The organism is Streptomyces sp. NPDC047130, from assembly GCF_040643475.1.
Taxonomy (GTDB): Bacteria; Actinomycetota; Actinomycetes; order Streptomycetales; family Streptomycetaceae; genus Streptomyces.
Window position 1 is genome coordinate 81,850 of the sequence record NZ_JBEYUK010000010.1, and the last position, 21,542, is coordinate 103,391.

General features: G+C 75.2%; 17 protein-coding genes. 6 read left to right on the plus strand and 11 right to left on the minus strand.

All coding sequences use genetic code 11. The annotated features are described in order from the left end of the window. Nucleotides 1-124: 124 nt before the first annotated feature. From ABZ836_RS15035 to ABZ836_RS15055, 5 genes are all read right to left on the minus strand, one after another. On the minus strand, nucleotides 125-637 hold the full coding sequence (locus ABZ836_RS15035; protein ID WP_356137693.1) for an O-acetyl-ADP-ribose deacetylase: 513 nt from the start codon (nucleotides 635-637) through the stop codon (nucleotides 125-127). Then, nucleotides 634-2,049, minus strand: coding sequence for an NAD(P)/FAD-dependent oxidoreductase (locus tag ABZ836_RS15040; RefSeq protein WP_361142389.1), 1,416 nt, complete (start codon nucleotides 2,047-2,049; stop codon nucleotides 634-636). Before ABZ836_RS15040 ends, ABZ836_RS15035 begins: the two co-directional genes overlap by 4 nt. Nucleotides 2,050-2,300: 251 nt before the next feature. Continuing rightward, nucleotides 2,301-4,097: a gamma-glutamyltransferase family protein gene (locus ABZ836_RS15045; RefSeq protein WP_356137691.1), complete on the minus strand. Its 1,797-nt coding sequence runs from the start codon at nucleotides 4,095-4,097 to the stop codon at nucleotides 2,301-2,303. 40 nt (nucleotides 4,098-4,137) lie between these two features. After that, a complete protein-coding gene (locus tag ABZ836_RS15050; protein WP_361142208.1) occupies nucleotides 4,138-5,436 on the minus strand; it encodes an MFS transporter in 1,299 nt (432 codons plus the stop codon). A gap of 31 nt (nucleotides 5,437-5,467) precedes the next feature. Beyond that, a complete protein-coding gene (locus ABZ836_RS15055) occupies nucleotides 5,468-6,073 on the minus strand; it encodes a helix-turn-helix domain-containing protein (protein ID WP_361142211.1) in 606 nt (201 codons plus the stop codon). A 189-nt stretch (nucleotides 6,074-6,262) separates the two neighbouring features. On the opposite strand from ABZ836_RS15055, the gene ABZ836_RS15060 reads away from it, so the two are divergent. The 5 genes from ABZ836_RS15060 (at nucleotide 6,263) to ABZ836_RS15080 (ending at nucleotide 10,717) form a co-directional block, all read left to right on the plus strand. Next, nucleotides 6,263-7,327: a biotin/lipoate A/B protein ligase family protein gene (locus ABZ836_RS15060; protein ID WP_356137686.1), complete on the plus strand. Its 1,065-nt coding sequence runs from the start codon at nucleotides 6,263-6,265 to the stop codon at nucleotides 7,325-7,327. A 63-nt stretch (nucleotides 7,328-7,390) separates the two neighbouring features. After that, on the plus strand, nucleotides 7,391-7,636 hold the full coding sequence (locus ABZ836_RS15065; RefSeq protein ID WP_356137684.1) for a helix-turn-helix transcriptional regulator: 246 nt from the start codon (nucleotides 7,391-7,393) through the stop codon (nucleotides 7,634-7,636). Beyond that, nucleotides 7,636-8,172 (plus strand): hypothetical protein, encoded by a 537-nt coding sequence (locus tag ABZ836_RS15070; protein WP_361142215.1) that lies wholly within the window; start codon nucleotides 7,636-7,638, stop codon nucleotides 8,170-8,172. Before ABZ836_RS15065 ends, ABZ836_RS15070 begins: the two co-directional genes overlap by 1 nt. 364 nt (nucleotides 8,173-8,536) lie before the next feature. Next, on the plus strand, nucleotides 8,537-9,811 hold the full coding sequence (locus tag ABZ836_RS15075; RefSeq protein ID WP_361142392.1) for a YeeE/YedE family protein: 1,275 nt from the start codon (nucleotides 8,537-8,539) through the stop codon (nucleotides 9,809-9,811). Between the two features lie 186 nt (nucleotides 9,812-9,997). Then, the gene (locus ABZ836_RS15080; RefSeq protein WP_361142218.1) at nucleotides 9,998-10,717 is read left to right on the plus strand and encodes a hypothetical protein; all 720 of its coding nucleotides are present in this window, start codon (nucleotides 9,998-10,000) and stop codon (nucleotides 10,715-10,717) included. A gap of 367 nt (nucleotides 10,718-11,084) precedes the next feature. On the opposite strand, the gene ABZ836_RS15085 is transcribed toward ABZ836_RS15080, so the two are convergent. After that, nucleotides 11,085-12,137: a TIGR03842 family LLM class F420-dependent oxidoreductase gene (locus tag ABZ836_RS15085; protein ID WP_356137678.1), complete on the minus strand. Its 1,053-nt coding sequence runs from the start codon at nucleotides 12,135-12,137 to the stop codon at nucleotides 11,085-11,087. 167 nt (nucleotides 12,138-12,304) lie between these two features. Here ABZ836_RS15085 and ABZ836_RS15090 point away from each other — a divergent pair, with 167 nt between their 5' ends. Then, complete coding sequence (locus ABZ836_RS15090) at nucleotides 12,305-13,546, plus strand: YncE family protein (protein WP_361142221.1); 1,242 nt, start codon at nucleotides 12,305-12,307, stop codon at nucleotides 13,544-13,546. A gap of 175 nt (nucleotides 13,547-13,721) precedes the next feature. Here ABZ836_RS15090 and fxsT read toward each other — a convergent pair whose 3' ends face one another. Genes fxsT through ABZ836_RS15115 form a run of 5 tightly spaced genes read right to left on the minus strand, consistent with a single transcriptional unit; the run spans nucleotide 13,722 to nucleotide 21,502 of the window. Continuing rightward, nucleotides 13,722-17,012 carry an FxSxx-COOH system tetratricopeptide repeat protein gene (gene fxsT / locus ABZ836_RS15095; RefSeq protein ID WP_361142224.1) on the minus strand — a complete coding sequence of 1,097 codons (3,291 nt, stop codon included), beginning with the start codon at nucleotides 17,010-17,012 and terminating at the stop codon, nucleotides 13,722-13,724. Further along, entirely contained in the window at nucleotides 17,009-18,265 is a 1,257-nt protein-coding gene (locus ABZ836_RS15100; protein WP_361142227.1) for a CHAT domain-containing protein, read from the minus strand. Before ABZ836_RS15100 ends, fxsT begins: the two co-directional genes overlap by 4 nt. Then, a complete protein-coding gene (locus ABZ836_RS15105; protein ID WP_361142230.1) occupies nucleotides 18,262-20,055 on the minus strand; it encodes a hypothetical protein in 1,794 nt (597 codons plus the stop codon). Before ABZ836_RS15105 ends, ABZ836_RS15100 begins: the two co-directional genes overlap by 4 nt. Nucleotides 20,056-20,057: 2 nt before the next feature. Then, on the minus strand, nucleotides 20,058-21,017 hold the full coding sequence (locus ABZ836_RS15110; protein WP_356137668.1) for an AAA family ATPase: 960 nt from the start codon (nucleotides 21,015-21,017) through the stop codon (nucleotides 20,058-20,060). Beyond that, nucleotides 21,014-21,502 (minus strand): CU044_2847 family protein, encoded by a 489-nt coding sequence (locus ABZ836_RS15115; protein WP_361142233.1) that lies wholly within the window; start codon nucleotides 21,500-21,502, stop codon nucleotides 21,014-21,016. Before ABZ836_RS15115 ends, ABZ836_RS15110 begins: the two co-directional genes overlap by 4 nt. Nucleotides 21,503-21,542: the final 40 nt, after the last annotated feature.

A 21,542-nucleotide genomic window follows, 5' to 3' on the forward strand; every position in this document is an offset into this window, starting at 1 on the left:
ATGTCCTGTCCCTTGGTAGACGATCACCACCGCCCCGTACAGGGGCCTCAGGGCAGACTCGGTTGACCGGAGAGGCAACGGTCGAACGAGCGAGCACGGAGACCCTGGCCGGGTGGACGCCTTCTCACGGCCCGATCCGCGCCGCGAACGCCGCGTACGCCTGGTCGTCGAAGAGGACGAACCTGACGTCCTCTACGGCGGTGTCCGCGGCCCGCACCGTGGCGACGGCGATGCGGGCCGCGTCGTCCATGGGCCAGCCGTACACCCCGGTGGAGATCGCGGGGAACGCGACGGTGCGGGCGCCGAGTTCGTCCGCGACGCGCAGGCACTCCCGGTGGCAGGAGGCCAGCAGCTCCGAGCGGTCCTCTTCCCGCGAGAAGACGGGGCCCACGGTGTGGACGACCCACCGGGCGTCCAGCCGCCCCGCGGTGGTCGCGACGGCCTGGCCGGTGGGGAGGCCGCGGCCGTAGTGGGAGGCGCGCAGGGCGCGGCACTCGGCGAGGATCTCGGGGCCGCCCCGGCGGTGGATGGCGCCGTCGACGCCTCCGCCGCCGAGGAGGGAGGAGTTGGCGGCGTTGACGACGGCGTCCACGGACTGCCGGGTGATGTCTCCCCGCACGAGGGTGATGCGGGTCATCGCCGGTTCGCCCTCAGGTGGCGCCAGACGGCCTTGGCCGCGTTGTGCCCGGACATGCCGTGGACGCCCGGTCCTGGCGGGGTGGCGGAGGAGCACAGGAAGACCGCCGGGTGGCGGGTCCGGTAGGGGTGCAGGGTGACCTCGGGCCGCATCAGCAGCCGCAGCCCGGAGGCGGCACCGCAGGCGATGTCGCCGCCGACGTAGTTGGCGTTGCGCGCGGCGAGTTCGGCGGGGCCGCTGACGGCGCGGGCCAGCACGCGGTCGCGGAAGCCGGGGGCGAAGCGCTCCAGTTGGCGCTCGACGGCGTCGGTGAGGTCGCCGGTCCAGCCGTTGGGGACGTGGCCGTAGGCCCAGAAGACGTGCTTGCCCTCGGGGGCACGGCCGGGGTCGGCGAGGCCGGGCTGGGTGGTGATCAGGAACGGGCGTTCCGGTGCGCGTCCCTCGCGGGAGGCGGCGTTCAGCGCCGTGCCGATCTCGGCGGCGCTCGCGCCGACCTGCACCGTGCCGGCCCGGCGGGCCTCGGGCGCGGTCCAGGGGACGGGGCCGTCCAGCGCGTAGTCGATCTTGAAGGCGGCGGCGCCGTACCGGTAGTCCTGGTAGGTGTTGCCGAGGCCCGCGATGCGGGCCAGCGCGGTCGGCGAGGTGTCGAAGACGTAGGCGCGGGCGGGCGGCAGGTCGTCGAGGCGCTTGACCTCGTAGCCGGTGTGCACGACGCCGCCGAGGTCCCGGAGGTAGCCGGCGAGGGCGTCGGAGACGGCCTGGGAGCCGCCGCGGGCGAACGGCCAGCCGCGGGCGTGGGCGGCCAGGGCGAAGACCAGGCCGACCGCCCCGGTGGCGAGGCCGCCGAGCGGGGCCATCACGTGGGCCACCAGCCCGGCGAACAGGGCCTTGAACCGCTCGTCGTGGAAGCGCCGCATCAGCCAGGTGGACGGCGGCAGTCCGGTGAGGCCGAAGCGGGCCAGGGAGACGGGGTCCCGGGGCAGGGCGGTGAGCGGCAGCGACATGAAGTCGCGCACCAGCGTGTCCCAGTTCCGCAGGAACGGCTCGGCCAGCCGCCGGTAGGCGCCCGCGTCACGCGGCCCGAAGGAGGCCGCCGTCTCGGCGACGGAGCGGGCGAGCACGGCGGCGGTGCCGTCGGTGAACGGATGCGCCATCGGCAGCGGGGCGTGCACCCACTCCAGCCCGTACCGCTCCAGCGGCATCCCGCGGAAGGCGGGCGAGTTGATGCCCAGCGGGTGGGCGGCGGCACACGGGTCGTGCCGGAACCCGGGCAGCGTGAGCTCCTCGGTGCGCGCGCCGCCGCCCACCGTGTCCTTGGCCTCGAACACGGCGACCGAGAACCCGCGCCGGGCGAGCTCCACGGCGGCCGTCAGCCCGTTCGGGCCCGCGCCCACCACGACCGCGTCGAGTATCGATGTCGCCGGCACCTCGGACTCCTTCGTCGGCGGTGACCCCCTGGGTGATCAGGATAGGCCGCCGCGCCGACACCGGTACGGAGCGGGGCCTGAGCGCGGCCTGAGCGTTTCCGCGACGGTGCCGCGGCAGCGTTTCCGCGACGGGCCGCGGTCGGGCGGACACGGCGGGGCCCGGGCGGCCGGGGGCGGGCACGCCCCCGGTGGTCTCCCCACGCCGCTCAGGCCGCCTCGGTCCCCGGAGGGCGAGGTCAGCGCCCGACCGCGTAGCCCTGCATGCCGCGGGGGTTGGCGGCCGCCGACAGCACGCCCGTCTCCGGGTCGCGGGCGACGGCGCACAGCCGGCCCTCCGACCACGCCTCGCCCACCCGCACGTCGTGGCCGCGGCGGCGCAGCTCCTCGACGACGGCCGGGTCGGTGCGGGACTCGACGACGACCCGGCCGGGGTGCATGCCGCGGGGGTAGAAGGAGCCGGGGAAGGACTCGTTGTGCCAGTTCGGGGCGTCGATGGCGCCCTGGAGGTCGAGGCCGCCGCGGACCTCGGCGCGTTCGGCGACGGCGAGGAAGAAGTGGAGCTGCCACTGGTCCTGCTGGTCACCGCCGGGGGTGCCGAAGGCCATGACCGGCACGCCGTCGCGCAGGGCGAGGGAGGGGGTGAGGGTGGTGCGGGGGCGGCGGCCCGGGGTGAGGGTGTTGGGCAGGCCCTCCTCCAGCCAGGTCATCTGCAGCCGGGTGCCGAGCGGGAAGCCGAGTTCGGGCACGACCGGGTTGGACTGCAGCCAGCCGCCGCTCGGGGTGGCGGCGACCATGTTGCCCCAGCGGTCGACCACGTCGAGGTGGCAGGTGTCGCCGCGGCTGCCGCCGTCCGGGGCGACGGTGGGTTCGCCGACGCCGAGGGCGCTGAACCCGGGCTCGTCGTCGGCCGTCAGGTGGGCCTGGGCGGCGAGGCGGGGGGTGCGGCCGCCGGGGCTGCCGGGCCGCAGCTCGTACGAGGCCTTTGCGGGGTCGATCAGGCGGCGGCGCTCGGCGTTGTACGCGGCGGACAGCAGGTCGGCGAGGGGGACCTCGCCGGGGGCGGCGTCGCCGTACCAGGCCTCGCGGTCGGCCATGGCCAGCTTGCAGCCCTCGATCAGCAGGTGGAGGTGGTCGGCGGTACCCGAGGGCGGCAACCGGTCCGGCAGCAGGGCGAGTTGCTGGAGGAAGACGGGGCCCTGGCTCCACGGACCGGCCTTGCAGAGGGTCCAGTCGCGCCACCGGAAGGTCGCGGGGGCCTCGTACGTCGCCGACCAGGAGGCGAGGTCCTCCGCGGTGAGGGTGCCGGTGTGGCGTTCGCCGCTGGTGTCCAGGGTGGGGCGGGCCGACCGGTCGAGCAGGGCACGGGCGACGAACCCGGAGCGCCAGATCTCGCGGGCGCGGTCGATGCGGGCCGCGCGGTCGCCGCCGGGCGCCCCGGCCTCGGCTATCAGGCGCCGCCAGGTGGCGGCCAGCGCCGGGTTGCGGAACAGCGTCCCGGGGCGCGGGAGTTCACCGCCGGGCAGGTACACCTCGGCGGAGGTCGTCCACTCGGTCTCGAACAGCTCCCGCACCGTCGCCACGGTCTGCGCCATCCGCTCCACGGGCGGGTGGCCGTCCTCGGCGTACCCGATCGCGTACTGGAGGACGTCGGCGAGCTCCTTGGTGCCGTGGTCGCGCAGCAGCACCATCCAGGCGTCGAACGCCCCGGGCACGGCGGCGGCCAACGGGCCAGTGCCGGGGACGAGTTCGAGGCCGAGGCCGCGGTAGTGGGCGACCGTCGCACCGGCGGGCGCGACGCCCTGCCCGCACAGCACCCGCACGTCTCCCCCGGCGGGCGCCAGCAGGATCGGGACCTCGCCCGCGGGGCCGTTGAGGTGCGGTTCGACGACGTGCAGCACGAACCCGGCCGCCACCGCCGCGTCGTAGGCGTTGCCGCCGTCCTCCAGCACCGCCATCGCCGACTGCGAGGCGAGCCAGTGCGTGGACGACACCATGCCGAAGGTGCCCTGCAGCGTGGGCCGGGTGGTGAACATGCCGGTGATTCCTCTCGGTTCGAGATCTCCGCGCGGGTGCCTACCCCGCCTGCTCCGGGCTCAGACGCCCCGCCGGCGCGCGAGGCCCCCCGGGCCGGTCCATCTCCCGCCAGTACGGGCGGAGTCCGGCGAGGGTGGTGGCCAGGAAGTACAGCACCGCGCTCACCAGGAGCACCGGGGCGGCTCCCGCCAGCCCCACCGCCGCTCCGGCGAGCAGCCCGCCGAACGGGATCCCGGCGAACGCGACCGAGTCGGCGAGGGCGTTGACGCGGCCGAGCATCTCACGGGGGACCCGCTCGACCATGACCGCTCCCAGCACGGGGTTGATGAACCCGCCGCCGAGGCCCGCGACCACGAACACGGCCAGCACCAGGGGGACCGGCAGGTCGCCGAGCAGGACCAGCCGCACCGGCGCGCCGAGGAGCGCGAACCCGCCGAGGACCACCAGCCGCCGGTCGAGCCGGTGGGCGAGGACGGCGGCGAGCACGCTGCCGACCACGGCGGCCCCGCTGAACACCGCCATCACCAGGCCCAGGAGGGCGGGGCCGTGGCCCGATTCCCTGGCCCACACGGGCAGCAGGACGGACATGAACGCGGCGTCCAGCAGGTTGGTGACGGCGACCGTCAGGACGACGGTGAGGAGCAGGGCGTCGCGCCGGACGAAGGTGAGGCCCTCGCGCAGGCTGCGCCAGTAGCCCTGGGTCCCGGCGGTGCGGGCGGCGGGCCGCCCCACCGTGCGGGGCAGGGCCAGCGCGACGACGACCGAACCCGTCGCCATGCAGGCGGCGTTGACCAGCAGGACGGTCATCGGGCCGAACAGCGAGACCAGCACGCCGCCGACCGCCGGGCCGACGGTGGAGGCGAGCCGTTCGGTGGTGGCGGAGACGGCCATGGCCCGTTCCATCGGGATGCGGCCGCGGTCGGCCGCCTCGGGGACCATGACCTCCTTGGCCAGGTCGCCCGGCCCGCGGGCGGCGCCGATCAGCGCCACCAGCACCAGCAGGACGGGCAGGGTGAGCAGGTCCTTGGCGTGCAGGACCGGCACCGCGAGCGCGGCCACGGAGCTCACCAGGTCGGTGGTCCAGGAGACGACGCGCGGGCCGACCCGGTCCACCACCGGTCCGCCGAGCGCCTTGACCACCACGAGCGGCGCCATCTGGCAGAACGCCACCAGACCGGTGTGCGCGGCGCTGCCGGTGGTGACCAGCACGAACCAGGGGATCGCCACGGCGGCCACCCGGGTGCCGGTGAACGACACCGCCATCGCGGCCAACACGCCGATCAGCGGCTTCAGTTCACGTCCTGCGGTACCGCTCCCCGCGCTTCCCGTGCCCTCCATGCCTGGTCTCCCCCCTGTGGCGTGCGGACCGTCAGCCGCCGTCCCGGGTCCCGGGCGGCTCCTCCTCGCCCGGGTCGGGCAGGATCTGGAGGATCACCGAGACGGTGCCCGCCGCGGCGGGCGCGGAGTCCGCGGCCCCGGTGCCCTCCTCCCGGTGCCGCCGCACCACGGCGACCAGTTCCTCGCGCAGCGCGACGGCCTCCTCGGGAGTGAGCCGCAGCGCCCAGTCGTTCATGTCGAAGACCTCCCGCCACCGGGCGGGGAGGGTGTCCACCTCGGACACCGCCTGCTGGACCCGCAGGGCGTAGGTGTCGGCGACGGACTGGAGGTAGGCGCGGGTGGCGTCCGGTTCGCGGTCGGCCAGATCACGGTCGGCGAAGCAGGTCACCCGGTGGGCCGCCCGCCACCACCGCTCGCGGGCGTTGCCCCGGTCGGTGAGTTCCTCGACGAACCCGGCCTCGGCCAGCTGCCGCAGGTGGTAGCTGGCGCTTCCGGAGTGCACCCCGAGCCGCTCGGCGAGCCGGGTCGCCGTCGACGGCCCGTGCCGGCGCAGCAGTCCGACGATCCGCACGCGCAGGGGGTGGGCCATCGCCCGCAGGCCTTTCGCGTCCAGCCGGACCTCGTCGCTCTTCCACATGACGGCCACCGTAGACCGCCAAGAACTCTTTGCAAAGACTTCTTCGCGAAGAATCTTTGGCGATCGCCGTGAGAGAGGCCAGGGGCGACTCCAGGGGACGGGGCCGCCGCTGCGGGCCGGGCCGCCACGGGCGACCATGGTGTTACCTGGGCAATCGCCCACGGAACCGTCCGGAAGGGAACGAAGGCCGTGCATGGCGAGTACAAGGTGCCCGGCGGGAAGCTGGTCGTGGTGGACCTGGAGGTCCGGGACGACCAGCTGCGCGATGTGCGCGTCGCCGGGGACTTCTTCCTGGAACCCGACGAGGCGATCCTCGCGATCAACGGCGCCCTGGAGGGCGCGCCCGCCTCGACGGACGCCGCCGGGCTGGCGGCCCGGATCACGGCGGCGCTGCCGGAGTCGACCGTGATGCTGGGCATCACCGCGGAGGGCGTCGGGACCGCCGTGCGGCGCGCGCTGGCCCACGCGACCGAGTGGGGCGACTACGACTGGCAGCTCGTGCACATGGAGCCGCAGGCCCCGGCCCTGCACATGGCGCTGGACGAGGTGATCACCGCGGAGGTGGCGGCCGGCCGGCGACCGCCGACGCTGCGGGTGTGGGAGTGGGCCGCTCCGGCCGTGGTCATCGGCAGCTTCCAGTCCCTGCGCAACGAGGTCGACCCCCGGGGCGCGGCCCGGCACGGCATCACCGTGGTGCGGCGGATCTCCGGGGGCGGCGCGATGTTCGTCGAGCCGATGAGCACCATCACGTACTCCCTCTCGGTGCCGGACTCGCTGGTCTCCGGGCTCTCCTTCGCCGACAGCTACGCCTATCTCGACGACTGGGTGCTGGGCGCGCTCGGCGACATGGGCATCAAGGCCTGGTACCAGCCGCTCAACGACATCGCGACGGAGGCCGGGAAGATCGCCGGCGCGGCGCAGAAGCGGGTGGTCGGCCCGGACGGCGGACCGGGTGCGGTGCTGCACCACGTGACCATGTCCTACGACATCGACGCCGACAAGATGCTCGAGGTGCTCCGGATCGGCAAGGAGAAGATGTCCGACAAGGGGACCAGGAGCGCCAGGAAGCGGGTCGACCCGCTGCGGCGCCAGACCGGTCTCGCACGGGAGCAGGTCATCGAGAACATGATCGCCTCGTTCCGGGGCCGCTACGGGCTGACGGCCGGCGCGGTCACCCCGGAGGAGATGGCCCGCGCGGAGGAGCTGGTGCGGACGAAGTTCGCGACGGAGGAGTGGACCGCGCGGGTGCCGTGACCGAAAACCGCCGGCCGGAAATCGCTGTAGCAGTCACCCCACTGAATGCAGTACTTCTTATACATGAGCGAGCAGGTGCACAACAGGCTGTCGATGGTGCGTGCCGAGCGGAAGGTGTCGCGGCAGGTGCTGGCCGAGGCCGTGGGGGCGCACTACCAGACCATCGGTTACATCGAGCGGGGGCAGTACAACCCCAGCCTCGATCTGGCGTTGCGCATCGCCCGGTACTTCGGCCTGCCGGTGGAGGCGCTGTTCTCCCTGGAGCCGTTCGCGCCGCTCACCGAAGAGGTCTACGGAGGGAAGCAGTGATGACGACGACGTCCACGAGCCGGCTCACGCGCTACGACCGGGCGATGCTCCGCCTGATGAACCGGGGGGAGGGCCGCGCCCTGTACGCGACGGCGGCCCGCCGCCGGGGGGTCGTCGCGGTGCACGTGGCCCTCACGCTGGCGCTGGGCGGGCTGCTGCTGTACGTCTACCTGGCGGAGGAGGGCCAGTGGTGGGCCGTCGCGCCGATGGCCGTGCTGCTGCTCGGCTGGTGCGTGTGCACCGGCGTCATCAACAGCGCCACCCGAGGCCTGCTGGAGCTGCGGGAGCGGGCGCTGGACGAACGGCAGCTCGCCGAACGGACGAGGGTGCAGGCGCGGGCGCACTGGACGATGACCCTGCTGCTGCTGACGGTGTCGGTGGTGCTGCTGGTCGCCGGGGCCGTGAGGGGGCACGCCCCGACCGCCTACGCGGCGCCCGTGCTGATCGCCGTGCTGGTGACGCACTGGCTGATGCCGTTGTGGGTGGCGGGCCTCATGGCCGGGGACGAGCCGGACGACGAGCCGCTGGGGGTCTGACCCGCGGGGCGGCGTCGGCGCCGCCCCGCCCCACCGCCCAGCCCCGCCACGCCCCACCGCCCCACCGCCCAGTCCCAGCGCCCCGTCCCAGCGTTCCGTCTCACCGTCTCGCCCACATGGCGAGACGCGTGGTCCCTACAGGCATCGCGTCCGTATCCTCGTTCGCATGTCCGCACCCGCCTCGCTGCTGTGTCTCGCGCTCTTCGCGACCTCGGCCTGGTGCGTCGACGACGCTCTCTGTCGCAGCTGACCGCGCCCGTGCGTCGCCGGCGCCCCACGCTCCGGCGACGGTTCCCGAACGCCTTCGGCTCCGTCCCCCACGCGACCCTGGAGACACTCCTTGACCACCGCGCCTCCCACCGAGGTGACGGCCGCGCCGCCGCACGCGCAGGCCACCGTCCGCCTCTCCCCCGCCCGGACCTCCCGCCCCGCTCCCCCGGCGCCGCCGCTGCGTCCGGTCCGCAAGGGGCCGCTTGCCGTCTCCGCCCTCGCGTCGGTGGCGCTCACCGCCTACGTGTGGACCACGCACGGGGCCCGGCCGGGCGTGCTGCTCCTGCTCGGCCTCGGGCTCGGGGTCGGCCTGTTCCACTCCCGGTTCGGATTCACCTCCGCCTGGCGGCAACTGGTCGCCGTCGGCAACGGCACCGGGCTGCGCGCCCACACCCTGCTGCTGGGCACCACGGCCACCCTCTTCGCCCTCGTCATCGGCACGGGGACAGGTCTGTTCGGGTCGACGCCGGCCCCGTCGTCCGGGCCGCTGGGCATCGGTCTGCTGCTCGGGGCCGTGCTCTTCGCCGTCGGGATGCAGCTCGGCGGCGCCTGCGCCTCCGGCACCCTCTACGTGGTCGGTTCCGGCCAGTCCACGCTGCTGCTCACGCTCGGCGGCTTCATCGGCGGCGCGACCCTCGCCGCCTGGCAGTTCGACCTCTGGAAGGACCTGCCCGCGCTGGAACCGGTCGTGCTGGCCGATCACATCGGCTGGTTCGGCTCCTGGGCCGTCACGATCGCCGCGCTGGCGCTGATCGTCCTGGTGACCCGGCGGATCCAGGCGCGCCGCAACCCGCCGCCGGTGGACACCGTGCCGTCCGCCCGGGGCGCCCTGGCCCGCGTGGTGCGCGGCTCCTGGCCGCCGGCGGCCGGCGCCCTGGTCCTCGCCGTCCTCGGCGGCGCGGTGCTGCTGGTCTCCGGCGGCGCCTGGGGCGTCACCAGCGCCTTCAGTCTCTGGGGCTCCGAGCTGATCGGCGCCCTGGGCGGCCACCCGGAGAACTGGACGTGGTGGCAGCGCCCCGGCAACGCGGAGATGCTCGCCGGTCCGGTGCTGGCCGACAGGACCAGCCTGACCGACATCGGGATCATGCTCGGCGCCGCGGTCGCCGCCTCGCTCGGCGGCACCTGGGCCCTGCACCGGAACATCCCCTGGCGGACGGCCGTGGCCGCGGTGCTCGGCGGCGTCCTGATGGGCATCGGCGCCCGCCTGGCCGGCGGCTGCAACATCGGCGCGTACCTGGCGGGCATCGCCTCCGGCAGCCTGCACGGCTGGCTGTGGGGGGCGTTCGCCCTCGGCGGGACGTGGATCGGCCTCAAGCTGCGTCCGCTGTTCGGTCTCGGCAACCCCAAGCCGGGCGACGGCGTCTGCTGACCCCCGGGCCCCCGCGCGGGGGCCCGGGCGGCCCGCCCGCCGCCGGAGCGACCGGCTCCGCCGTCACGTCGGCGTGACCGGTCGGCCACGGAGCGAGTTCGGACTTCCGTACCGGCGGAAACACATGTTTGACTGGCGTCCGCCCGCTCCGGCGGGCTCCGCCGTCGTCTCCCAGAGAAGTGCGCCGTGCCCTTTCCCCTGCCGCTTGCTCTCACCGTGCGCCTGATGCCGGTCGTCGTGCTCGCCTCCGTGGGCTGGGCGATGTCCGCGGGCCCGCTCGCCGACGCGCCTCAGGCCGCCGCGAGCGACCGGGGGAGCGGCACGTCCGGTGCGGCCTCGGACTCCGGCGAGGACGGGGGCGACGACGACGGCGACGGGGCTGCCGAGAAGGACCAGGGTGCGTCGGAGAAGTCCGGCGGGCAGGAGGAGAAGCGGTACGAGAAGGCCCCGGACCCGTGCGAGGCGTTGGCGAAGAAGACCGTCTCCTCCCTGGTGCCGGGCAAGCTGACGAGCGGGGAGCTGCCGTCCACCGACAAGGACGTGCGGCGGATGTGCCAGTGGAACGCCCTCAAGGGCTACTCCTACCACTGGCTCGACGTCTCCTACGAGATCCGGCGGTCCACCGAGGACGCGGAGAAGGCCTTCGACCGCGTCGCCGCCGGCAAGGGCGGACCGTTCAAGGGCCTGGGCGACGAGGCGTACTCCCTCAGCGCGGTGACCAGCGACAAGGGCAACAAGGTCCAGGAGACCGAGCTCACCGTCCGCTCGGGCAACGCGCTGATCGTGGTCACCTACAACGGCGGCGACTTCGTGGAGAAGACGACGCCGAGCGCCGACAAGATCCGTGACGGCGCGGCGAAGGCGGCGGGCGAGGCACTGGCCGCGCTGGAGAAGCCGGCCGGCTGACCACGCCGCGGCGCAGGCGTCACCGCCCCCGCCCGCGCCCGCGCGGCGGTGGATCCCCAGCGGCAGCACCAGCAGGACGTAGAGGACCAGTGACGTGCCGAGGCCGACCGCCCAGCCGTGGTCGGCCAGGCCGGGCCAGTTCCGGCCACGCGGTACAAAAGTGGGGTCCGTCCGCGCGGCAGAGCCCCGGCAGGCCGGCCACCAGGCCGAGCCAGGTGAAGACGCACAGCCCAGCGGGTCCTGGCACAGCTTCCACGGCATGATCAGCACCGCGATGACCGCGGTGGCCCGCGCCCCGGTGCGGAACCCGATCCGCCGCGGCGGGGGAAGCGTCCCGCATCCGGGGTGGCCCTGCCGGGGCGGGGCGTCAAGCGCCGTCGCGGGCCGGCGCCCCGGCGGAGGCGCCGAGTACCGGGACGATCCCGGCCCCGTACGCGTCGACGACCTTCTCCCGCGCGTCGTGCATCGCGTACACGGCGAACTGGTCGACGCCCAGGTCGCGCAGGGCGGACAGCTTCTCCAGGTGCCGCTCGACGGGCCCGAGGACGCAGAACCGGTCGACGATCTCGTCGGGCACGAAGGCGGTGTCCGGGTTCCCGCTGCGCCCGTGGTGGGAGTAGTCGTAGCCCTGGCGGGCCCTGATGTAGTCGGTGAGCTCGGGCGGCACCACACCGGTGTCCGCGCCGTAGCGGGCGACCAGATCGGCCACGTGGTTGCCGACCATGCCGCCGAACCACCGGCACTGTTCGCGGGCGTGGGCGAGCGCCTCGGGCGAGTCGTCGTCCGTGACGTAGGCGGGGGCGGCGACGCAGACGGTCACCGCGTCCGGGTCCCGTCCGGCGGCCGCGGCGGCCTCCCGGACCGCCTTGACCATGTACTCGGTGAGGTACAGGTCGGCGAGCTGCAGGATGAACCCGTCCGCCTGCTCGCCCGCCAGACGCAGCGCCTTCGGCCCGTAGGCGGCCATCCACACCGGGAGCCGCGACCCGGGCCGCACCCACGGGATGCGGACGACCGTGCCGTCGCCCAGGTCGGCCTCCTCGCCGGAGGCCAGGGCGCGGATCGCCCGGATCGCGGCGCCCACGGTGGCGAGGGAGTTGGGGCGGCGCCCGGCCACCCGCATGGCCGAGTCGCCGCGCCCGATACCGCAGACGGTGCGGTCGCCGAACATGTCGTTGAGGGTGGCGAAGGTGGAGGCGGTGACCTCCCAGGCGCGGGTGCCGGGGTTGGTGACCATCGGGCCGACGACCAGGCGTTCGGTCCGCGACAGGATCTGGCTGTGGATCACGAACGGCTCCTGCCAGAGCACGGCGGAGTCGAAGGTCCAGCCGTGGGTGAAGCCGTTGTCCTCGGCGCGGCGCATCAGTTCGATCACGCGGGAGGCGGGCGGGTCGGTCTGCAGGACGAGTCCGAGATCCATGGGCGGGCTCCTGGAGGACGAGGGGTGGCCGAAAGAGGAGTGGTGTGGCGTGCTCACGTCGACCAGGTCGTGCGCGGAGTCTGGTTACCGTCCCGTAGGGCCGTTACCTTACCCCCGGTAACAGCAACCCTGGCGTCACACCCGGTCACGGGAGACAGGAGCACAGCGTGAGACTCAAGGTCGGACGCGGACGGATGTTCCCCGCGCTCGCGGTCGCGACGGTGCTGGCCGTCACGGGTACGGGGCAGGCCAACGCCGAGGAGGCCGGGCAGCAACGCGAGGTTCTGTACGTCGCCAACAACTGGGAGGGCACCGCCAGCGTGCTCTCCTCGGACTCCCGGCTGACGCCCGTCGGGAAGCTGAACCTGATCCCCGACAAGGAGCAGCGCCTGCGGGAGATCTACCTCAATCCGGTGCGGCTGGCTGGCTTCCTCGTCATCCGGGAGACCGCGGGCGAGGGCCACGACCAGTTCGCCGACGACATGTACTCCACCCCGGACGGCTCCTCGGTGGTCGTCTCCCGGCCCAGCTTCGCCGACGTGGTCTCCATCTCGCTGACCACGGGCCGGATCAACTGGCGCTTCCAGGTGGACGGCTTCCGCTCGGACCACATGGCGGTCTCCCCGGACGGCAACCGGGTCGCGGTCTCCGCCTCCACCGGCAACAAGGTGCACGTCCTCGACATCACCACCGGCCGGGAGATCGGCAACTTCCCCACCGGGGACAAGCCGCACGAGAACGTCTTCACCTCCGACGGCAAGATCTGGAACATGTCCATCGGCGAGGTCAACAACGACCTCGACGCGCCCTGGCTGGACTTCCTCAAGGGCGACCGGAAGATCACCGTGGCCGACGCGGAGACGCTCGAGGTGGAGCGCACCATCGACATGCGCCGGCGCCTGGACGCGGCGGGCCACGACGAGTACTCGGACGCGGTCCGACCGGCGGCGTTCAGCCCGGACGAGTCGAAGCTCTACTTCCAGGTGTCGTTCTTCAACGGCTTCTTCGAGTACGACGTGGCCTCCGACCGGATCACCCGCGTCAAGACCCTGCCGAAGAACCCGGCCACCTCCGACGAGCGGACCAGCTTCGTCAACGACTCCCGCCACCACGGCCTGACCATGCAGCCGAACGGCGACAACCTGTGCGTCGCCGGGACCATGGACGACTACGCGACGATCGTGAACCGCTCGACGCTCCAGGAGGGCCCGCTGGTCCCGGTCTCCAAGCCGTACTGGTCGACGGTCACCGGCGATGGCACGGCGTGCGTCGTCTCGGAGTCCGGCGCGGACCAGGTCACCTCGATCTCCTTCGCCACCGGCCGGAAGGTCGCCTCCACGCCGGTGGGCGACCACCCGCAGCGGGTCCGCCTCGGCACGGTGCCCGCGGGCTGGAGCGGCGTCGGCTGACCGCCGGGCCGCCGGGCCGGCGTGGGCGTGCCGTTCCGGTCGCCGCGTCCGCATACCGCCTCCCGTGGGTGCTCGACGGGCCGTGCCGTGCGGACCATGGTGACCCCCGCCCCCTGCCGCGGGAAGGGCGCCTCGCTCGTGGTGTCGCCCGTCAGGGGGAAGGTCGGGGGCGAGGTCAGAGCACGAGGGCCTCGAACTCCCACTCCGGCTCCCCGCCGAGCGGCAGGGCCTCGCGGAGCCTGCCGCACCCCGTGGTCCAGGGGTGGCGGCCGCCCAGTGCCGCGGCCAGCCCCGTGTGGGCCTCGGCGGCCGCCCGGGACGCCTCCCGCGGGTCCCGGGCGGCCAGTGCCGCGGCCAGGTTGGCGCGGGCGCCCAGGGTGAAGGGATGACGTCCGCCCAGGAAGGCGGCGTACCCGCGCCAGGTCTCCGAGGCGAGGTCCAGGCCGCGTTCCGGGTCTCCGTGCCGGCGTTCGAACATGGCCGCCGAGGCGGCGATCTGGAGGTGGAGCAGGTTCCGGTCCCCCAGTGTCCGGGCAGCGTCGTCGAGCGTCCGCCGGATCTCGTCGCCCGCCGCGGCGGTCTCGCCCACCGCCCGGAGGCACTGGGCCCAGTTGTGCCGCACCGAGAGCGTCTGGGCGCGGTCGGGGCCCAGCAGGTCGACGGTGAGCGCCAGGTTCGTCTCCTGGAGGGCGAGGGCGTGCCGGACCTCGCCCAGCAGCCTCAGGTCGAGGGCGACCTGGTACGCGCTCCACAGGGTCCAGGGGTGGCCGCCGCCCAGCGCGCCCTGGCGCAGTTCCAGCGCCTGCTCGTCCAGGGCGAGGGCCTCCGGGCAGCGGCCCAGCAGCCGCAGGGTCACCGCCAGGTTGTTCAGCGACGTGGCCAGGTGGCCGTCGCCGCCCTCGCCGGTGCGTGCCCGGCAGATGGCGTGCACCTGTCCGCAGAAGCGCAGCGCCTCCTGGAACCGGCCGAGCCCCCGCAGGTCGGCCGCGTAGCCTCCGGCCGCGCGGATGTACCCGGTGTCCGTGGTCTCCTGGCGCACCAGGGCGTCGCCGACCGTCATGCTGCGCGCGAAGTCCCCGACCGCCCGCAGGAAGTTGGCGTACTGGTGGTCGAGTTCGCGCAGGACGTCGTCCGACGCCCGCCCGACCCAGGCCTCGCGGGCCGTCTCGGCGAGCTCGAGTCCGTAGTCGTACTCGGCGGCGAGGTACATCTGCCGCAGGCATCGGAGCACCGACGGCGCGGCGTCGACCTCGGTGAGGGCGCCGCAGTGGGGCAGGTGGCGGGCCATCTCCTCGTACACGGGCCAGACGCGCACGTCCGCCGGGTCGCCCGGGTCGCAGGCGGCCAGAGCCCGGCGGACCAGGCGGGCGCAGTCCTCGCGGGCGCCGTGCGGGGTCCCGGCGCGGACCTGGGCGTGGACCAGGCCGTGCACCCCCAGGCAGGGCTCGAGGCCCGTGCCGCGGTCGGGCGCCCGGCTCACCAGGGAGTACCGCAGCAGCGGTTCGACCGCCTGCCTCACGGCGTCCGGCGAGGCGAACAGGGCGCGCAGCCTGGGCGGGACGTCCTCGCCGACGAGCGCGTCGAGCATGCCGACGGGAACCGGTCCCGGGGCGAAGTGGGCGCACAGGCGCAGGAGTTCGAGCGACAGGGGCGCCTCCCGCTCGAGCTCCCGCAGGGTGACCGTCCAGGTGGCGGCGAAACCGGCCGGGCCGCCGGGGTCCCCCTCCTCCAGCCACGCATCGACGAGGTCGAGGTAACGCCGCACCGGCTGCCCGGAGTTGACCAGCCAGGCGGTGGCCTGGGCGAGCGCCAGGGGCAGGTCGCCGACCGCCTCCGCGAGCGCCTCGGCCTCGGTGGGGCTGAGTCCCGGGGCGTGGGCGCGGGCCCACTCCACCGCTTCCGCCCGGTCGTAGACGGGCACCTCGAGCACCTGGGCCTCGTGGCTCTCCCAGAGCCCGGAGCGGGAGGTGGTCAGCACGTGCCCGGGGCCGGACGGCAGGTGGTCGCGGAGGTCGGCCGGGGCGTCCGCCCCGTCCACGACGACCAGCCAGGGCGAACGGACGCCGCGCCGCAGGGCGTCCAGGACGGTACGGAACCCCTGGGCGCGCCCCGGTTCCGCGGACGGGTCGGGGGCGAGGGGCAGGGACGCGAGCTGGGAGCGGTAGGTCGCCGGGTTCTCGCCGCTCACCCACCAGACGACCTCGTACTGCGACGCGAACCGGTGCGCGTACTCCGCCGCCAGCTGGGTCTTCCCCACGCCTCCCATGCCGACCAGCGCCAGCGGCGTCCCCCGCCCCAGCCGCCGCCGGATCCGCTCCAGCAGGACGTCGCGCCCGGTGAAGTCGTGGTTGCGCGGCGGGAGGGAGCCCAGTCCCGCCGGTGCGCGGCCGGGGTGCCGGACGAGCGGCCCCGTGTCCGCGGGCCGGGGCGGGAGTCCGAGCCGCCGTGCCAGGTCCTCCTCGGCCCGTTCCCCGTCGACGGCGGTGAGCCGGAGCGGCCGGGTCCCGTCGGGGAGGCGCGGCAGCGGTCCGTCGTCCACGGCGGCGAGGTGAAGGCCTTCGGGGAACGCTCCGCCGCGCGCCGCGAGCGCCGCCTCCCATGCTCCGGGGGCGTGACCGCCCCGGGCGAGGAACGCGGGGCCGAGGAGCAGGAGGACCGGGCCGGCGGCCGGCTCCCGCAGGCGGTCCAGCAGGTGGGCGGGTCCCCGGTCGCCCCGCGCGGTCTCGGTGCGGAGCCGGGCGGCGCGTCCGCGGCGCCGGATCGCGTCCGCAGCCCAGTGCGCCCAGGCGCTGTCGGCACCGGCGTGGACGACGGTGACCGGGGGTTCCTGCGCGCCCGCCCCGGCCCCGGTTCCGGCCCCGGCCCCGGCCCCGGCCCGGGCCTCGGCACCCGCCCCCGCCCCGGTCCCGGTGTGCGGGCCGGGGGTGTCCTCCGGGGTGCTCCGCCACGCCGGCCCGCCGTCCGCCCCGTCGTCCCAGGGCGCCTCCTCCTCGCCGCCCGCGACGATCTCCACCGGGAGGTCGACGCTGTGCACCGGCATGCCGTGCTCGTTGTTCAGGGTGAGCCACAGCCCGGCGGGCCCGACGGTGTCCGCGGCGACCACCAGGAACTCCACCGGCTCGTAGGTGCCCCCGAACCGGTGCAGGAGCAGCAGGGGTTCGCCGAGCGCCTTGCAGGCGAAGGCGGATCCGCCGTCGAGTCCGACGGTGAACCCGAGTTCCTCCTCGGGCCAGGGCCAGGGCCCGAGCCCGCCGCCGTCCTCTCCGCCCCCGTCGGCCCCGCCGGTTTCGCCGACCGCGCCGAGTGCGCCGGTTTCACCGGTCTCGTCGTCGGCGTGGCGCCACGCGTCGTCGCCGGTGAGCGGGCCGCGGAGGTCGACGGTGACGATGTGGCGGCTGCCGGGCGTCGCCCGCGCCGGCCAGGCCACGACGGGCACGGTGAGCAGGGTGTCGTCGTCGCCGGTCATGCGGTGGCCTCCCGGCCGGTCGCGGTCAGGGCGAGGGCGCGGTCGGGGTGGCCGTAGTAGTGGAACATGAAGGCGTACAGCACGGAGCGGACGCGGCTCTGCCCCTCGATGTCGCTGTCGTCGTCCTCGTCCGCCAGGAACGGCAGGTCGTCCAGGTCGATCCGTTCGGCCGCCCGGGCGCGGAAGTCCTGGAGGAAGCCGCCGAGCGGCCGGCCCGGTCCGCGGGCGGTGTCGGCCATCAGGGCGTGGACGAGGACGCGGGCCTCGCGGTCCCCGACCGCTCCGGCGGCCACGATGCAGCCGTCCGCGCCCTTGCGCAGGAAGAGTTCCGCGAAGCCCCGCAGCCGGCGTTCGCCCTGTCCCCGGTTGTCGAGGAAGCGGCCGGTCTCGCAGACGTTGAGGAAGACGACCGGGCGGTGCTTCTCCACGGCGGCCAGGGGACGCCGGTCGAGCTCCTGCCAGGTGAGGGTGCCGAGGCGCAGGCCGCTGAGGCGGTCGCCGTGGTGCCCGTGGCAGGCCATGTACACCAGGTCGGTGTGGGCGGCGGCGTCCTCCAGGTCGGTCAGAAAGTCCCGCATCCGGCGGTGCAGCCGCGGGGCGAACGCCTCGAACGCGCCGACGTCGTCGGCCATCGCGTCGTGCACGTAGCCCACCACCCGGCCGGGGACGGGGTCGCGCCGCACCGGCAGCGTCTCCGGTCCCCGGACGATCCAGCGGCTCACCGGCATCAGGGCGCCGAGCAGGGCCGGGGTCTCCCGCGACGGCGGGGTGACCCACAGCAGCTCCCAGGGCATGTCCCCGCCGGTCTCGTCCCGGACCAGCAGGGCGGGCACGGGGTGCCGGCCGTCGTGGAGGCCGCGGAGCCAGGCGAGCAGTTCCGGGTGGCGCTCCGACCAGCCGCCGATGGCGCGCAGCAGTTCCGACGGCGGCTCGCCGCCCGCCCGTGCCTTCGCCAGTGTCACCTCGGGGGCGGCGAGGCGGTCGGCGGACGGACCGAGGTTCAGCGGCCGGTGCGCGGCGCACCAGCAGTGTCCGAGGATCCGGTACGACTCGCCGTCCTCGAACCGCTCCGCCGCGACCCGCAGGACGGCCAGTCCCTCGGGCAGCCGGCGGCCCAGCGGGATGCGTGCCAGGGGCAGGGCGACGCGGGGATGGGCCGCGGCGCGGGCGGCGGTCCTGCGCGCCGTCCGCCGCACCCGGTCGAACGGCCCCGGACCGCCGGGAGGTTCGGGGAATCCGGGCCGCGGGGTCACGGGGCGGCCTCCCCGGCCCGGGTGCCGGGCAGCACCACCGCGCCCATCCGGTCCGCCAGGTCCTGGACCAGCGCGCGCCCTCCGTGTCCGGGCGGGGCCAGTACGAAGAGGCGGAAGCGTGTGGGGTCCTGGCGTCCGAGCAGCGCGGCCTGCGCGTGGGCGTCCCGGACGGCCTCCGAGCCCACGGGGCGGTCGGGCGGGCGGTCCTGCAGGCCGGCCGCGAGCGGCACGTTGGCCCGCCCGTCGGTCGCCGCCACGGCGAGGACCTCGGTGACGGCCGCCGCGTGGCGGCGCAGGTGCCGGACGAGGAGCGCCACGCCGTGCGCCAGCGGTGTGGCGCGGCCGGGCGGGCGCCGCAGGACGGCGGCCAGGGACGGGTGCAGCACGCTGCGCAGGCCGAGGGCCTCGGCCCGCAGTTCGGTCGCGGCAGTCGCCGCCCCCACCTCGACCACCAGCAGCTCGGCCCGGCGGGTGTACGCCCAGCGCAGGAACGGGTCGAGGTGCGGCGTCCAGTCGGCCCCCTCCCGTGCGGTGTGGTCCAGCAGGAGGGCCAGCAGCCGGTCCGGCAGCGGTGGGCGGAGGTGTTCGCGCAGGTCCTGCGGCCGGACGAGCAGGGGCCCGCCCCCCGGGGAGCGCAGCGGCCGGAACTTGGCGGCCTGCAGCACCGTCCCGACGACGGAGACGTCCCGCAGCGAGCGGGCCTGGAGCAGTCCGGTCGACGGCCCCCGGCCGGGCTGCCGGCCGGCGCCGGTGGAACGGCCGTGCGGGAGGCGCAGGCGGGACAGGCCGCCGTCGGGGGTCTCGGCGTCCCCGCCCGGGGCCGTGTCGGGGTAGGGCTCCCAGGGCGGCAGCGGCGCCGACGGCAGGGTGCGCAGCTCCGACGGCGGGTGGACCCGCGCGGTGGCCGTCGCTGTGCGGTCGCCGTCCGGTCCGGGCTGCCGTGGCCGGCGGGTGCGGCGCGGCAGGGCGGGCGGCCGGTACGTGCGGGGCCCGGGCGCGTCCTGCCGTTCGGGCGTGGGCAGTTCGGCCAGTCCCATGGCGTCCGCGGCGCGTCGGGCGTGCGGAGGTCCGGCGCGGTCGGCGGCGTCGAACCGCGCCAGGACCCGCGCGAGGCGGGCGGCGGTGAGCAGCCTGCGGGGGGTGACGGCGGCGCCGAGCCGGCCGGTCAGATGGCGCACCGCCTCGTCGGTGACGGCCGGACAGGGCCGGGCGGTGGCGTCGTCGCGCGGCGGCCTGCGGTTCAGGGCCGCCACCTGCTCCGGGGTGATGCCGACGGCCGAGGCGCGCAGCGCGAAACGTTCCCGCACGTGCCGCGGCACGGCGGACAGCGCCGGGGTCTCGCAGAAGACGAGCCAGCGGGAGCGCGGCCGGAAGCGGCGGCTGACCCCGGCGTGTTCCACGACGGTCTCCTCGGCGCCGACGATCTGCAGCGCGGCCCGTAACCCGGCCACGCCGAGCCGCGCGAGGTCGGGCACCACGACCACCGGCGCGGGCCCCGGAGCCAGTTCCGCCGCGACCAGGGGGCCCGGGCCGAGCCGCCAGTGGTGCGGTGGCCGGAGGGCGGGGCGGGGCGCGGCCCAGATGTCCTCGTCGCGCGCGCCGGCGCCGAGGAGCAGCCTCGGCGCGGGGCCGTCCCGGCCTCCCACCTCGCGCGCGAACCACGCGGTGAGGGGTTCGACCAGCGCGGGGTCGGCGTCGAGCACCAGGGTCCCGCCGAGCGCCGGTTCGGCGGCGAGGGCGGTCAGCAGCAGTGCCAGCCGCTCGGCGGCGACGGTCGTCGTGGCGGGCACCGTCACGCCCCCAGCAGTTCGTCCAGGACCGCCTCGTCCTGCTCGGACCAGACCCGGACCCCGGTCTGGTCGTCGTCGGGCCTCCGGTGGGTCAGCGCCATCGGCAGGACCTCGCGGACGTGGCGGGCGGTGACCTCGTCGACGCCGTCGCGGGCGGCGTGGGCCTTGGCGGCGGTGAGGGCGGCGATCTCGCCCCGGTGCCCCAGGGCGCCCAGTCGCATCGCCGCGTCGGTGGTGGCGCGGACCAGGTCCTCGGGGAGCCGTACCGCGGGCAGGGCCTCGCGGGCGGCGGCGAGGGCCGCGGCGTGCTCCCGGTCCTCGGCCCGCGCCTCCTCCAGCCAGGCGGACGGCTCCCCCGCCTGCTGCCGTGCGCGTTCCTCCTCGAAGCGGAGGACGGTCGTCACCATGCGGTGCCGCTGCTCGGCGTCCAGCGGGGCGACGGGCGCCAGCAGGCCGAAGCGGTCCAGGAGTTGGGGCCGTAACCAGCCCTCCTCCGGGTTCATGGTGCCCAGCAGGACGAACGACAGGCGGGCCAGCACGTCCTGGCTCTCCCGCTGCACCGAGAGGATGCCGGTGGAGGCGACGTCGAGCAGGATGTTGACGATGTGGTCGTCCAGCAGGTTGACCTCGTCGATGTAGAGCATCCCGGCCCGGCCCGCCTCCTCCAGCAGGCCCGCGCGCTTGCCGGCCCGGCTGTTCATCAGCGCGTCGATGTCCCAGCCGCCCAGCACCCGGTCGTCGGTGGCGTTGATGGGGAGGGTGACGGGGAGCGTCCCGTACGCCATCGTGGCGAAGGCGCGCACCAGGGTGGACTTGGCGGTGCCGCGCTGTCCGCTGACCAGGACCCCGCCCACCGCCGGTGCCACGTAGGCCAGTTCGAGCGCCAGTTTGAGGGGTTCCTGGCCGACGACCCGGCCGTACGGGAGGATGCCCGCCGCGAGTTCCTCGTGGGTCCGGCTCAAGACTGCGGCTCCGGCTGCCCGTCGGACGCCGCCGCCTCGCCGCTCTCCGTCCCGTCCTGGGTGACCTGCTCGTCGACGCGCGGGGACGGGATGACCGGCACGGCGGCGGTGTGCCAGCGGAACGTGAAGCGGATCTGGGACTCGGCGCCGGCCTTGGCGATGCCGACCGTGCCCTCGCCCTTGACCGTGATGCCGAACTGCATCTCGATCTCGTCGGGCCGCACCGCGTTCCCGAGGGCGCGGAACCGCGCGGCGGCCTCCCGCACGGCCTGCTCGGCGACCTCCAGCGCGGGGCCGTAGCTGTCCCGCGCCACCGCGCCGACCCTGCGGGCCGCGCCGCCTGGTCGGCCGCCGGGTCGGCCGCTGGGTCGGCCGCGGGTGCCGACGTCGGAGAAGAAGACGTCGTCGCCGGGCGGGACGGCGCCGCGGACGCCGTCCTCGTCGTCCACGAAGATCGGGATGCGTATCTGGTCGTCGTCGGGCATCGGATCCCCCCGTGTCCTGGTGCCGTGTCCTGGTGCCGTG